This window comes from Mesorhizobium sp. M1027 (assembly GCF_040318745.1).
Lineage (GTDB): Bacteria > Pseudomonadota > Alphaproteobacteria > Rhizobiales > Rhizobiaceae > Mesorhizobium.
Genome location: NZ_JAMYMW010000023.1, coordinates 13,941 through 27,612 on the forward strand (window position 1 = coordinate 13,941; position 13,672 = coordinate 27,612).

11 protein-coding genes and 1 pseudogene are annotated in these 13,672 nt (G+C 57.9%); 5 read left to right on the top strand and 7 right to left on the bottom strand.

Annotated features, from left to right (window positions below; translation table 11 throughout):
• Positions 1–101 precede the first annotated feature (101 nt).
• The 6 genes from NKH50_RS28660 to NKH50_RS28685 all read right to left on the bottom strand — a co-directional run bounded on the left by NKH50_RS28660 (position 102) and on the right by NKH50_RS28685 (position 5,931).
• Positions 102–1,322, bottom strand: a complete 1,221-nt coding sequence (locus tag NKH50_RS28660) for a glycosyltransferase (protein ID WP_352882537.1) — start codon at positions 1,320–1,322, stop codon at positions 102–104.
• A gap of 46 nt (positions 1,323–1,368) precedes the next feature.
• Positions 1,369–1,539, bottom strand: coding sequence for a hypothetical protein (locus NKH50_RS28665; RefSeq protein ID WP_352882544.1), 171 nt, complete (start codon positions 1,537–1,539; stop codon positions 1,369–1,371).
• A 14-nt stretch (positions 1,540–1,553) separates the two neighbouring features.
• Positions 1,554–2,804, bottom strand: coding sequence for a glycosyltransferase (locus NKH50_RS28670; RefSeq protein WP_352824017.1), 1,251 nt, complete (start codon positions 2,802–2,804; stop codon positions 1,554–1,556).
• Positions 2,805–3,393: 589 nt separating this feature from the next.
• The gene (locus NKH50_RS28675; RefSeq protein ID WP_352707129.1) at positions 3,394–4,371 is read right to left on the bottom strand and encodes a nitroreductase family protein; all 978 of its coding nucleotides are present in this window, start codon (positions 4,369–4,371) and stop codon (positions 3,394–3,396) included.
• Positions 4,372–4,395: 24 nt separating this feature from the next.
• Positions 4,396–5,562, bottom strand: a complete 1,167-nt coding sequence (locus NKH50_RS28680; protein ID WP_352707132.1) for a polysaccharide pyruvyl transferase family protein — start codon at positions 5,560–5,562, stop codon at positions 4,396–4,398.
• Positions 5,563–5,631: 69 nt separating this feature from the next.
• Entirely contained in the window at positions 5,632–5,931 is a 300-nt protein-coding gene (locus NKH50_RS28685) for a hypothetical protein (protein ID WP_352707135.1), read from the bottom strand.
• A gap of 409 nt (positions 5,932–6,340) precedes the next feature.
• Here NKH50_RS28685 and NKH50_RS28690 point away from each other — a divergent pair, with 409 nt between their 5' ends.
• From NKH50_RS28690 to NKH50_RS28710, 5 genes are all read left to right on the top strand, one after another.
• Positions 6,341–8,917: an SGNH/GDSL hydrolase family protein gene (locus tag NKH50_RS28690; protein WP_352740790.1), complete on the top strand. Its 2,577-nt coding sequence runs from the start codon at positions 6,341–6,343 to the stop codon at positions 8,915–8,917.
• Positions 8,914–9,174, top strand: a complete 261-nt coding sequence (locus NKH50_RS28695) for an acyl carrier protein (RefSeq protein ID WP_029356091.1) — start codon at positions 8,914–8,916, stop codon at positions 9,172–9,174. The genes NKH50_RS28690 and NKH50_RS28695 overlap by 4 nt, the downstream gene beginning before the upstream one ends.
• Positions 9,175–9,182: 8 nt before the next feature.
• A complete protein-coding gene (locus NKH50_RS28700; RefSeq protein WP_352707140.1) occupies positions 9,183–10,745 on the top strand; it encodes an amino acid adenylation domain-containing protein in 1,563 nt (520 codons plus the stop codon).
• Entirely contained in the window at positions 10,745–11,893 is a 1,149-nt protein-coding gene (locus NKH50_RS28705; protein ID WP_352707142.1) for an acyl-CoA dehydrogenase family protein, read from the top strand. The genes NKH50_RS28700 and NKH50_RS28705 overlap by 1 nt, the downstream gene beginning before the upstream one ends.
• Before the next feature lie 256 nt (positions 11,894–12,149).
• A complete protein-coding gene (locus NKH50_RS28710) occupies positions 12,150–13,301 on the top strand; it encodes a glycosyltransferase (RefSeq protein ID WP_352707144.1) in 1,152 nt (383 codons plus the stop codon).
• A 242-nt stretch (positions 13,302–13,543) separates the two neighbouring features.
• Here NKH50_RS28710 and NKH50_RS28715 read toward each other — a convergent pair.
• Positions 13,544–13,672, bottom strand: a pseudogene (locus NKH50_RS28715) (IS5/IS1182 family transposase); the annotation flags it as partial.

Sequence of the window (13,672 nt, forward strand, 5' to 3'; positions counted from 1 at the left end):
GCGCAAAAACCAGTTTCAGTGAATGCATCTCGTTCAGCGCCTCTCTCCGGCATCAATAGTCGTCATTGCGTAGGCCGGCTTCGGGGTTGCTCCTGAATAACCTACCGCCTCACGATCTGGGTGGCAGTGTCCACAAGAGTGGCATACAACCTCATTTGCCGTGCTGCGACGCTCTCCATGCTGAATCGCGCAGTGACTGTTTGTACTGCGCGCCGCGCCATCTCATCGCGCTCGGCTTCCGATAGGCCGAGCGCGCGATGAAGGAGTCCGCAATACTCCACATGCGAGCGAGCCAAGAAGCCGCTGCGCTCATGCTTCACAACGTCGGATGCACCGCTGACATCGGTGATGATCGGGACCACGCCGCAACTCATGGCCTCGAGCAGTGCGTTTGACATGCCTTCCGTAACCGAAGTGGAAAGATAGAAATCAGCCTCCCGCAGAAAGGGAAAGACATCTTCAACCGCGCCGGCGAAAGTGACCCTGCTGGAAAGGCCCAACCGGGCCGCCTGCTCCTCGAGGGTGGCGCGGCACTGGCCATCGCCCAGGATGGTGAGTTGCGCCTTTGCGTCGGCGGGAAGTGCCGCGAACGCATTGATCATGTGCTCGAGGCATTTTTCCGGATCGAGACGGCCAAGGCAGATAAAGCGTCGGCTGCCATCGGCGCTCGGCTCGCGGCGCGGCTTGCGGGGCAGATCGATCCCATTCGGAATCATATGAATGCGATCCGCGCCGATGCCATGTCTCTTCAGATCACCAGCGATTTGGCGGCTATTGGCGATGAAGGCCGTGACGTGACGTTTAATCAAGGCGGACGCCCAGCGACCGATGATTTTCTTTTCGCGCACAACGTCGAGATCGAAACACCGTCCGCCCCGGCCCAATTTTGCGAGAACCGGTTTGCGCAGGAGGGCTCCTGCCAACGCCGCCGGAACAGCGTGAAGTCGGGCATGGATGATATGTACGACATCGAATTCGTCGCGACGGCGCAGCATCCAGATCACAACTTGGACACACCACGACAGGAACGACAGCATATGCCGCCCGCCCAAATACGGAGCCGCGCGCAAACGAAGGCGATGGATAGGCACCCCGTCGATGGAGGACCGTTTCGAGGTCAAGTGCGACAGACTGGGCGCCAGAATGGTTGCGGAAACGCCGCTTTCAACCAGCACCCGAGCAAATCGCCGCGCCTGTTGTTCGCCGCCGCCATATGACTCAGGAAAATAGGTTGGGAGCACGAGCAGAACACGCATGCTGGGAAGAGCTTCGGCTCGCGGGGTCTTCATCGGATAAGCGGAGGCAACTTCTGCTGCAATCATATCAATCCGCCGGATAGCGTTCCCGGAGCCAAGGCGGCCACCAAGATTACAACCCCGTCCCATGTGCAAAAAAGAAGATGCCTCTTTGGCATCTCACTGCCTTCAGCGCATCGATCCCCTTGTCGTCCAGATCGACGCACTCCACCTCATCGCCGAAATCGGCGAAGTATGCACCGCTAACCGATCCGGCAAGTTGCCCGATCACCGTCAAACGCATAAGGCTGCACCCGATCATCGCGGAAGCGCCACATTTCGGACAGGAGGTACTGTTGATACTCCCTTGCTTGCCCGATGCTGGTCAAGAGCCGCGCGGTAAATGGCATCGGTCCGCTTTCCCATCAGCTTGACGTCCCAGTTCGAAAGATCCGTCGCCGCGGCGGCACCTTGGGCGAGGCAGGCCAGTCTTGCACGATCCTCCAGGAGGGCGGCAATGGCGTCGGCCATGGCTGCCAAATCATCCGCGGGTGTAATCACACCGTTGATACCAGGGCGGAGCACTTCGCGAAGACCTGGCAGATCGCAAGCGACGCAGGGCTTGCCACCGGCGAGATATTGCATAACTACGCGGGGCAATCCCTCCCGCATGGAACAGAGCAGGCAGAGATCCGCGAGCGCGATCAGCCGCTCGGGGTCGTCCCGATAACCGGTAAAGACCACTTGTCGCTCGAGCCCAAGCCGCTTGGCCCGCGATTCTACGGTCGAGCGAAGCGGCCCGTCGCCCGCGAGCACAAGCACCGCGTCGGGTAACCGGACGGCGACTTTGTTGAAAGCGTCCAGAAATTCCGTGTGTCGCTTGCGTGGCTCGAAAGCCGCGATCATCAAGAGCACGGACGGGCGCGGCGCGTCCGGGGTCAAGCGCAACAAATCGCGCCAACCGTCGGGCGGACCGGCGTTGCGAAAACGATCGAGATCGAATCCGGAATGGACGACATAATGTTTGTCTGGATGTCCCACTCCTGCGCTCAGGCATAAGTCGCGGATGCCCTCGCTCACACTGATGAACGCACTGGTGAATGGCGCTGCCAGCTTTTCCAAGGCGAGATAAGCAAACCGCTCGGCGACGCCGACATTGACAAAAGGCACGATATGCACGCCATGAACGATCGCTGGAACTCCCGCCGCCCATGCGGCGAGCCGCCCGAGAATGCCTGCCTTGCTGGTGTGCGTATGCACGATGTCGGCATTCAAGGCGCGGAATCTCCGGGTGAGCGCCAACAATGCCCGCATGTCGGAGACAGGCGAAATGGACCGAGTCAGGCCCGGGACGCCAATGAGTTCCACCCGCGGGTCCACTTTAGCTATGATTTCCGGCTGGACCGTCTCGCCATGTAGCAGGACAACATCATGCCCCCCTTGGGCGGCCCAATTGCAGGAATGGACAGTATTCTCATCAGCACCGCCATTGATGAGACGGGTGATGACATGAGCGATACGCAGTCGACGCCCCAAGTCAATCTTGCCTTCCGCGTCCTGTACTTTCATATCGCCGCACCGATCGCGCTGAATTTATCCGTTGGGTGCGTTCCCACGCCCAGCCGCGCTTTTGGTCCATGCGTCCCGATATCGGTGCTACTGCATTGGAGTGACATGCCACGCCTCGGTGGGTGCATGCCGTATGGAGATGAACCCCGAATCCTAAGTGTGCCCTTCCTTCTTGGGCCATGGCACATGCAGTCCGTAAGGAGGGTTATTCCAACGGCTTCCAGTCGATCAGATCTAACTTGTTGGATTTAAACGTCCCAGAGAACTGCCGCTGTCACCACGGGCACAGCGGAGTGATTATTTTGTGGTATACTGTGGTATACCTTGGACCAATACTTCTGCCTCACCGCGTTTGCGCGAAATCGGATCGGAACCGGACTCGTTCAAAAAAGTAGTGGAGGCAATGCTTTAAGGGACCTATGGGAGAGGCCGGACCCGCAGCTTGCGGATTTTTCGCGTGCTCCACGTTACTTATTGTCGATGTGCGGCGGCAGCTGGTTGGCGCGCGCGAGCGGGCAGTCGATCAAGACATTGTCCCTTCCCCGAGAAGCCAGCTTCGTTCGATCGCTCTGCAAGTGCCAGCGGAGACTTACTCCTCGGTTACAAACGAGACCACCTCATCAATCGGCCTGCGCGGCGACCTGGCAAATCTGATGGCAGTACCTGCCATAGGGCCAAGGGCGACGCATGCAATCAATCTCTCGCCTGCTCGAATTCGACCGACGTCACGAATTTGCCGTTCAACTCGACTATCGACCGCAAGATTGAGGGGGCAAGCCACGAGCCGAAGTGCCTCCGCGGCCAACAGGAAATGCATTAGGAACAGCGCACCATCGACATAAATCTGGTTTCGTTGATTGCTTCCTCGCCAGGCCCTTGTGTCTGACGTGATAATGGCCAGGTTTGATATGGACTGTGAAAAGCCTCGCGCCCCGCCCTGCAGGGCGAGTATCTGATCGATTTGATGACGGCCCTGGTAGAGGTATACTCTTGTCGCCTGCCTGTTGCATTGGGATGGCGCACCTTGCGCCAAGCGTACCAACTCTAGCAATGTGGTGCGATCTATTAATTGTTCGTCAAAGTATCTAACCGAGCGACGACACTGAAGTCCTTCCAGGAGTGTGAGGGCTGGCCCCCCAATTGGCAGAACGGCGCTTTGAACCCCGCCGGTCAAGGCGACTCCATCAAGCCCATTGAAACGCTCGACGAATTGACGAACTTTCTCAACAAAGGGCTGCTCAGGCTCCCCTGGTGGATGAAGGTCAACATAGGCGCGAAGTGCGCCAACAGCCATTTCAAGCGGAAACGCCCCTAGCGAGGCGTCGTAGGAGGACACCTCATTCATAAGTCGCTTGATTTTTTCCTGGCCAAAACCGGGCCTCCTGTCCTTTAGAGAAAGGCCCTTCTCAATCGAGTGAGCGTCCACGATTATTCGGTAATATAGCCGCTCTTTTTTTGGAACCAGCAGCGAATCCCCGTTGTAACGTAGGTAATTTCCAACGTCATATACGTAGGAGATGATTACCTTCGCTTGAGCATACAGAAGAATTTGCAGCTTTCGAAGCATTTTACAACATCTTGATTTGTTATTTTACTTGGCCGCAGGCAGGGCCCTATCCAGAAACGTACGGCCAATCTCAGCTAGTTCCCGGAACCGGTTGTCTATCTTCATGTAGTCGTGAACAAGTTTTCCGAGGTTTTCGCACATGTCCAGCAAATGGTCCCTGGCACCCTTGCGGTGAATACACACGTACTGAGAGGGAATGCCCATCAGCGTCATCAAAGCCTCATTCTTAGTGGGGAAGCCGATGGCGGGTCGCCGGCTGTCCAGGCAAATTAACGGGCACCGGTTCCGCAGAGCAAATAGTGCCCCATGCATGCGCTCTGACAAGCAGTAGGAGAATTGTGATGCCAGATTTGCCCACTCGAGGGGATCAATCGGCTTTTCGGTGAGATCGATGTCTGCGAGGTGATTGCGATCCGAGACTGATACAATCTGGACGCCGCGCGCCCGCAGAGAGGTCGTGGCCTCTGCATAGAGCTCGTGCTGGCCGGCTATCACCAACGCCCGGGGCCGATTGAAATCCACGCCCCAGGAAGCCAGCTTTACGCGCAGGCTTTCATGAGTGGCATTCGACGTTAGATCGTGAGTGACTGTCGGGTCTGGGGTCAATGTCACACGATCCGCGAGGCTTGGATCTGCCCAGAGGACCAACTCACGTGTCCGCTCGTCCCGCACGCCGATCGCGACAAATTCGTTCAGGCATTTGGCCATCAAGTATCGATTGCGGCGCGGCATTTCGGTCCATTTGGTGCTGCTGCCGGTGCTCGCCGCATATGCTATCTTCGAGCACGCCACTTCTGGCCAGTAGACATTGGGAAATGGCGGACATAGTGGGTTGGTCTGAAGCTTGATCAGCCCACCGAGACGGGAGACGTAGTCGATCTTCCAAACCTCATCGCTACCCACCACAACCGCATCATAGCGGTCGCTTACGTAGCGAAACGTTGGTGACCTATCCTCCGAGTAGAACCTCTTGGGGCTGAGCAGCAGTCCATCGGCGAAGGCGGCAAGCGTTCGCTGGCGTGCGTTTGTCGCCGGCCCATAGCCAGTCTCCAGTCGTCTTGGATAGCGGTGGTCCACGATCTCCGCCGGCGAGCCGGGACGCAGGTCCGAAATGCAGCGTTGGAGGGCGAGGCTCTGAAGCTGCGCCCCCTCGTTGTAACCGGTGTGCAAAGTTAGTGTGCCAATCAACATTTAGCAGGTCCGTTGCTATCAACGGCGGCTATACGGCCAAATTGTTCCGTCAAGTTGTTCCGCCTAGTATCACGCCAGCACGTAGGCAACAATTGCCTCCGAGGTCGAATTGTATTTAACGATCTTCAACGAAGAGAGGCTGTTTTCAGGAGCGTTGACTTTGACATACCTTCCGACACCGAGGTGGAAAGATAGAATCAGCCTCCCACAGGAATGGAAAGACATTTTCGACCGCGCCAGCGAAAGTGACGCTGCTGGAAAGGCCCAACCGGGCTGCCTGTTCGTCGAGAGTGGCGCGGCATTGGCATCGCCCAGGATGGTGAGTTGCGCCTTTGCCTCGGCTGGAAGTGCCGCGAACTCGTCGATCATGTGCCCGAGCGTTCCGGACTAAGATGGCCAAGGCAGACAGAGCGTCGACTGCCATCGGCGTTCGGCTCGCGGCGCGGATTACGGGGCAGATCGATCCCATTCGGAATCGGCTTTCAATCGATCAGATTTAGCTTGTTTTTAAGCGTCTTAGAGACGAGTCGCTGTTACCCCGGGCACAGCGGAGCGATTTGTTTCTGATACACTTATGTACTTCTGCGTTTTATGTACTTCTGCGTTTGCGCGGAACCGGACTCGTTCAAAGAAGTCAAGGCATCCCTCTAAGGACCGGGGCGCTTTACCCGTCAGGGATGGGAGCCATGGGAGGGGGACCAGCAGCTTGCGGATCTTTCGCATGCCCCAAAGCCACTTCTTGTCGATGTCCGCCGGCAGCTGGTTGAGGCGCGCGAGCGTGCATTGGATCAAGACATTGTCTCGTCCCTGGTCGGCGGATCCTACGGAGACTGAGTCGAGAAGCATCCTGGCTTGGTTCGCCATAGCCTGCCAGCTGGCCCTCTTCATCGCGCTGGTCTATCTCCTCAGGCTCGAGACTACTGCGCTTGTCCGCGTCCTGCTCGTTGCCCTCGCCGGCTGGTGCGTGCACTACTTCCTGCCACAGCCTTACCGGCTGCCGTTTTTCGTGCTGCTCTCGTTCGCGACTATCGCCGCAGTTTTCGCGAACCTTGGGCCCAACTGGCACCACTGGAGATTTGACGGCCTCATCGATGCCGCCTGGATCGTCGCCATTGGGCTCGTACTGATCGGAATTGTCCACCTACCGATCGCTTTTGGATGGAGAGTGCTGGCGCTGGTTGGCGCCGGCTGCGGGCTCGCCGCCGCACGAATGGACTGGATAGCGACCCCGTGGACGCGCGCCGTCTGGCCAGTGCTCGCTTCCATGTTCATGTTCCGTCTCATTGTCTATGCATACGAAATGCGACGTGAACAGAAGATGGCGACGCTTTCGGAGCGGCTCGCGTATTTTTTCATGTTGCCGAACGTGTGCTTCCCGCTCTTTCCGGTCGTAGATTTTAGAACTTTCCGCAGCAGCTACTACAATGCTGACCGGCACTACATCTATCAAACGGGCATTCAGTGGATGTTTCGCGGCGCTATCCATTTGATATGCTACCGCATCGTATATCAGCGATTTGTTATCGATGCTGCGGACGTACACAATCAGATTGAGCTTTTGCAATTTATCATATGGCCATTTTTACTTTATCTGAAGGTTTCAGGAACTTTTCACATAATCACCGGGATTTTGCATTTATTTGGATTCAACCTTCCAGAAACCCACAATCTGTACTTTCTTTCCTCAAGTTTCACAGATTTCTGGCGTCGAATAAATATATACTGGAAGGACTTCATAATGAAGATTGTATACTATCCGTTGTATTTTCGCTTTCGACGCTGGGGAGAGAGCGTAGCGCTGGTCAGCGCGACCCTCCTCGCGTTCCTCGCGACTTGGCTGCTGCACAACTATCAGTGGTTCTGGTTACGTGGCACCTGGGTATTCACCTGGAACGACTTCCTCTTCTGGATGATCCTGGCCGTGCTTGTGACGATCAACGCCCACTATGAAATGCGGCACGGTCGCACGCGGCGCCTGCGTGGCGGGGCACTAAGCTGGAACGGTGCGCTGCAAACTGCGAGCCGGACCATTGGCGTATTCGTCGTCATCTGCCTCCTTTGGTCGTTTTGGAGCGCGAGCTCGGTCCCGCAATGGTTCTCCGTCTTCGACACTGTGGGCGTGGAAGTTCCTGGCAAAATGACGCCCGCCCTCGTACTGGTCGCGGTGGCAGCTATCATTGGCATTCCTGCGCTTGCGCTCGCGCGCGGCGGCGCCGACCGCCAGTACAGTTTCCGACGGTCGGTTGCGTCGGTCGGTGTCTGCGGGTTGATCGCGGTTTGCATCTCGCTCCCCATGGTTCACGATCGCCTCGGGGAGACGGTCAGTACCGCAATGGCCGACATTAGAGCGCCGAACCTCAATAGCCGCGACAACGCGAACCTGGAGCGCGGCTACTACGAGAACCTCGTCAATGTCGGCGCATTTAACCCAGAACTGTGGATTGTCTATGGCCAACGACGACACGACGGTTGGGACAATTTGGACAAGACGCCGCTGAGCGAGTTCACCGGTGCGCTTCCCACGACCTATCTGCGACCACTCTCCCAAGCAGACTTTAAGGGAACGCGGGTCCACATCAACCGCTGGGGCATGCGAGATCAGGACTATGAAAAGATTCCTACTCCCGGCACCCCACGAATCGCAATCGTCGGCTCTTCGCATGTCTTCGGCGAGGGCGTCGCGGATGACGAGACTTTCGAGGGCCTGTTGGAGCGGCGGCTGAATGCGCAGGCAGACGACAGCGGGTATCGACACTACGAGGTGCTGAACTTTGCCGTTGGGGGTTATGTTCCTCTGGACATTCTGGCCATCATCGAGGATCGAGTGCTCGCATTCAAACCAAAGTACATCTTTTACTTCGAGCACAGCGCGCTTGTTCCACGAACGCTAAAGCGTCTCGGGAAAGCAATCCAGAATGGCTCCGCATATCGCTACGACTTCGTGCGCGACATTGTACGCGAGAGCGGGATCGATCCCCGTGCCGACCACGAGGTACTTCAAAGAAAGCTCATGCCCTACGGAGACAGACTTCTGCGTGCGATCTATTCTCGAATCGTGGAAGCTGCGAAGCGAGAAGGGGTCGGGGTCTTTTGGATCTATCTACCCAGACCAGACGAGAGGACCAGCACCGAGCTAGAGAAGCGCCTCGCTGCCGAGGCTGGCTTTAACGTTCTCGATCTTTCCGGTGTGTATGACGGGTATGACTGGCGGACGCTTCTTGTAGCACCTTGGGACGATCACCCAAACGCCGCCGGCCATCGGCTCATCGCCGACAAGCTTTACCAAGTGCTGCAGCAACACCAGGATCTAATTCCCCTGAACCTTGCGGTTGCTCCACACAAGGAGGAACAATGAACGCGATCCAGATCAGGACGATGGCCAAGGATTTCATATTGAAGGAGTTTCTGCCCGGTGAAAGGCCGGAGAATCTGACGGATTCAACGGAGCTGATAACTGACGGCATTCTCGACTCGTTGGCGACGCTTAAGCTCGTTGCCTACCTGGAAAAATCCTGCGGTATCGAAATCGCCCCTGACGAACTCGTGCCGGAGAACCTGAACTCCATCGCCCAAATTGCCAATTTCGTCCAGTCGAAGCAGGCGTCCACATAGAGCCCGCCATGACGGTTGCTGCCTTACACGAGTATCTGGAACAGAGCGCGAGGCGGCATCCCCAGACGTGCGCCGCTGTCGAGGCGAGCTCTGGGCGGCAGATCACCTACGGCGAGCTCGACGCGCTGTCGGACCAAGTCCGCGACCATCTGCGTCGGATCGGCGTCCGGCCGGGGGACCGCGTCGGCATTTGCCTTCCAAAATCGATCGCCTCGCTCGCTGTTCTGTTCGGCACCTTGAAGGTGGGCGCGGCCTATGTGCCCGTCGACTCTCTGGCACCGCCTGCGCGTAGCGCGTTCATATTTAACGACTGCGGCGTGCGCGCGATTTTCGTGGAGGCGTCCCGAGCCGAAACTTTGCGCTGTGAGTTGGCGCGCTTGGCTGCGGAACCGTGTCTCTTACCGCTCGACTGGTCCGACGGTCCCTCGCCGCTCGCGACGTACCTGGCTCGCGTAGAGGCCGGCAGCTTGGCGGTGGAGGACGAATCGGCGCGGCCGGGGCCGGACAACCTCGCTTACGTGCTTTACACTTCGGGCTCGACCGGCCAGCCGAAGGGCGTGATGCTGACGCATCGTAATGGCTCGAGCTACGTGGACTGGTGCTCCGAGATCCTCGCCCCTGACGAGAATGACCGCTTCTCCTCCCATGCGCCTTTCCACTTCGACCTGTCTATCCTCGACATCTTCGTACCGCTGAAGCACGGCGCGACCGTATTCCTCATCGGTGAGGAGCTCGGCAAGAATCCGACCCGGATGGCGTCGGTTATCGCCGAGCGGCGGTTGACCGTCTGGTATTCCACGCCCTCCGTACTCACGCTTCTGGTCGAGCACGGCAGCCTTGATGCTCGCGACGACCACGCTCTTCGGTTCATTCTATTTGCCGGCGAGGTTTTTCCGGTCAAGCATCTGCGCAGGCTAAAGGCTGTGGTCCCACGCGCACGCTACCTGAATCTCTATGGTCCAACCGAAACCAACGTCTGTACCTACTACGAAATCCCGCAGACGATCGCCGAAGACCGCTCGGCGCCGTTTCCGATCGGGCGCGCCTGCGCGCATGTTAAGGCACGCGTGATCGATGCGAATGGTCGCAACGTGCCGCGAGGCCAGGAAGGCGAGCTCGCAATCAGCGGTGCTCCCGTGATGCTGGGCTATTGGAACATGCCTGAGCGAACAAGCGCCGCTTTTCACGTCGATTCAAGCGGTCGCTGGTACCGTACCGGCGATGTAGTGATCGAAGGCGATGGCGGAGTCTACACCTTCCGTGGTCGACGCGACCGGATGGTGAAGAGGCGGGGATATCGGATCGAACTCGGCGAGATCGAGACGGCGCTCTATCGCCATCCAGCGATCTCCGAGGTGGCGGCGATCGCTCGCTCGGAGGAGTCGGGCGTCTCCATTAAGGTGTTCTATGCCTCGCGCGACGGCCATGCGCTGTCGCTCATCGAGCTGAAGCGGTTCTGCGCTCACAACTTGCCGGCCTACATGGCCCCGGACTGGTTCTCGCATCAGCCGTTACTTCCGAAGACATCGACAGATAAAATTGACTACCAGCATCTGATAAGGATGGAGTAGTGGATTTCGCGCTGAACGAGGAGCAGCGCATCCTGCGCGGTGAGATCCATCGCTTCGCGCAAGATAAGCTCAATAAAGATGTCAGGCAGCGCGACCGGGACCAAGTATTCCAGCACGAGTTGTGGCAGGCCTGCGCGCAGATGGGCCTGACCGGCCTGCCAGTCCCCGAGGCCTACGGGGGACCCGGTCTCGATTCCCTGTCCACGGCCATTGCAATCGACGCGCTCGGCTACGGCTGCGAGGATTCCGGCTTGGTCTTCTCGATCTGCGCCCACCTTCTGGCCTGCGTGGTGCCGATTTGGAAGTTCGGCACTGAAGAGCAGAAGAATCGATATCTTCCGAGGCTCTGTGATGGCACTTTGATCGCGGCCAATGCGATGAGCGAACCGGAGTCGGGCTCCGATGCATTTGCGATGCAAACCCGGGCGGAGCCTCATGGCGACGGCTTTCTAATCAACGGCACGAAGACCTTCGTGAGCAACGGGCCGGTGGCGGATGTTGCCGTCGTCTTTGCTGTCACTGACCGCGCCAAGGGGTATTTCGGCGGCATCACGAGCTTCCTCGTGGACCGCACGCTGCCCGGCTATCGGGTCGCGCAAAAGTTCGAAAAAATGGGACTGCGGACGTCTCCGATCGGGGAGCTTGTCTTCGAGGACGTATTTGTTTCGAAGGACGCTGTTCTCGGTGGAGTGGGCGGCGGCTCCAGGCTGTTCGTCCATAGCATGGACTGGGAGCGGGCGTGCCTATTCGCCAGTCATGTAGGCACCATGGAGCGGCTTCTGGAAAAGGCAGTGGCCTATACGCGCACCCGACGTCAGTCCGGCCAGACCATCTCCAAGCACCAGGCGGTCGCCCATAAGATTGCCGACATGAAGATGCAGGTGGAGGCGGCCCGACTGCTCGTCTACAAAGCGGCGTGGGGCCTTGAACGCTCCCAGTCCGTATCCCTCGACGCCGCCGTTTCGAAGCTCTTTGTGAGCGAATCGCTTGTTCGCACCACGCTCGATGTCGTCCAGGTCTTCGGCGGCTATGGTTTCTTGAGCGAATTCGACGTCGAACGTGCCGTGCGTGATGCCATCGGCAGCAAACTCTATTCCGGAACTTCTGAGATACAGCGCAACATAATTGCTGGCTGGCTGGGGCTTTGATGACGGCTGTGGTCAGAACCTGTCCGGTGAAGGGCGGCGTGTGCTGTCGCTGGGCCTGCCCCCAGTTCGCGAAAAAGGGCGCTCGATTTTGGTGAGGCAACCGGCGAGTGGTACTATCACAACCCATGGAGCCACCGGGGCGGAGGGCGCTTTTGTCGTTCGACTTGGTGCGTCTGCCCAGCCCGTGGTCTCCGAACTTGCGGCTCAGAGGCGAAGAACTAGACCAGCCGCGAGGCGTGAAAGATAGGCTTTGTGGATGCGGCTTCTCTATATACATTCTGCGCACGTTCCGGCGCCGGCCGCCAATGCGGTACAAGTCGCAAAGATGTGCCATGCATTTCGGGTTGCCGGAGCGGAGGTCCTACTAGCGCTTCCACGCGCCTCCATGAATACACGGGATCATTATGAGAAGATCGCGCGCGAATACGGATTCGGTACCGAGTTCCCATTCCGCGTTCTCCCTGTACCCTTTTGGCCTGTGCCCGGCCGGGAGCTTTTTTTTGCTGTGTTGGCACTTCTTGCTGCGGTCTGGCTGCGGCCGCATGTCGTCTTTACACGCTCGGCTACTGTAGCGCTTGTTTCTGCCGGACTTTTCGGGTTCACGACCGTTTTTGAGCTTCACGACCCGATTGGCAGTTTGAGCAGACGTCAGCGTCAGCGCCTTGCCAAACTGATAGGCCTAGAGGCATTCCGTATGCTGGTCGTCACGTCGCAACGTCTGCGGGACGACAGCATCCGCCTCTTTCCTCAACATGCGGGAAAATTTCTCATCGCGCCCAATGGCGCGGATCCGGTTCCGCCGAATGTCGAGCCATGCAGCCTCAGCGGCACGTTCAAGGTTGGTTATGTCGGACATCTGTATAAGGGAAAAGGCATGGAGATAATCAGCGCTATTGCGCCTCGATGCGGCTGGGCGACATTTCACATCGTCGGCGGAACACCAGGCGATATAGAGTATTGGACATCGAAGCTGGCCAAATGCCCGAACACAGTGTTTCACGGCTACGTTCCTCACGCCGCGACATGTGCCTACTTGGCCGAAATGGACGTTGTACTCGCGCCCTATCTTAGAGATGTAGAGGGCCAGGGCGGCGGTCGAAATATCGCTGAGGGAATGTCGCCGCTCAAGCTCTTCGAATATATGGCGCATGGCAAACCCATAGTGTCCTCCGACCTGTCAGTTATCCGAGAAGTTTTGAGGGATAGCGTCAACAGCGTTCTGGTGTCGCCAGACAACCCGTCCGACTGGGTCAAAGCTCTTCAGCGCCTGCGCGAAAACAAGGCGCTTCGGGATCAGATCGGTCAGCAGGCGAAGGCAGACTTTCTGGCCAGGTATAGCCGCATCGCACGCGCAACCAACATCCTAAAGGAAATCGAGAACCGGATGTCGTCGAGCCGAAGCTTATAGGCTGCACAGTTTTTCTTATTGAAGGCGGCCGCGCCGTCAGCAGGTTTTCCTAATCCACTTCCCGCGCCAGAAGAAATCATGCGCTCATAAAGATCCGGCGACTGAACCGGCGCGAACCCGAATTTTGGGGCTCTATATACTCACTGGCGCGGGAGCGCTCGAGCATCAAAATCAAAACTATCAGTTCAATCCCGGACGATGGATTGCCTATCCATGCCGCTTCTGAGAGTCCGTTTTGAAATTCACGGATGAGCGTTTCGGCGGATGAGATTGCCGCCCATTGCGACAAGGATCATGGCTTGCGAGACATCGATGCGCTGCTCGTAGTCGCGCACGAGGCGGCGGCATCTTGTCATCCAGCCGAAGGTCCG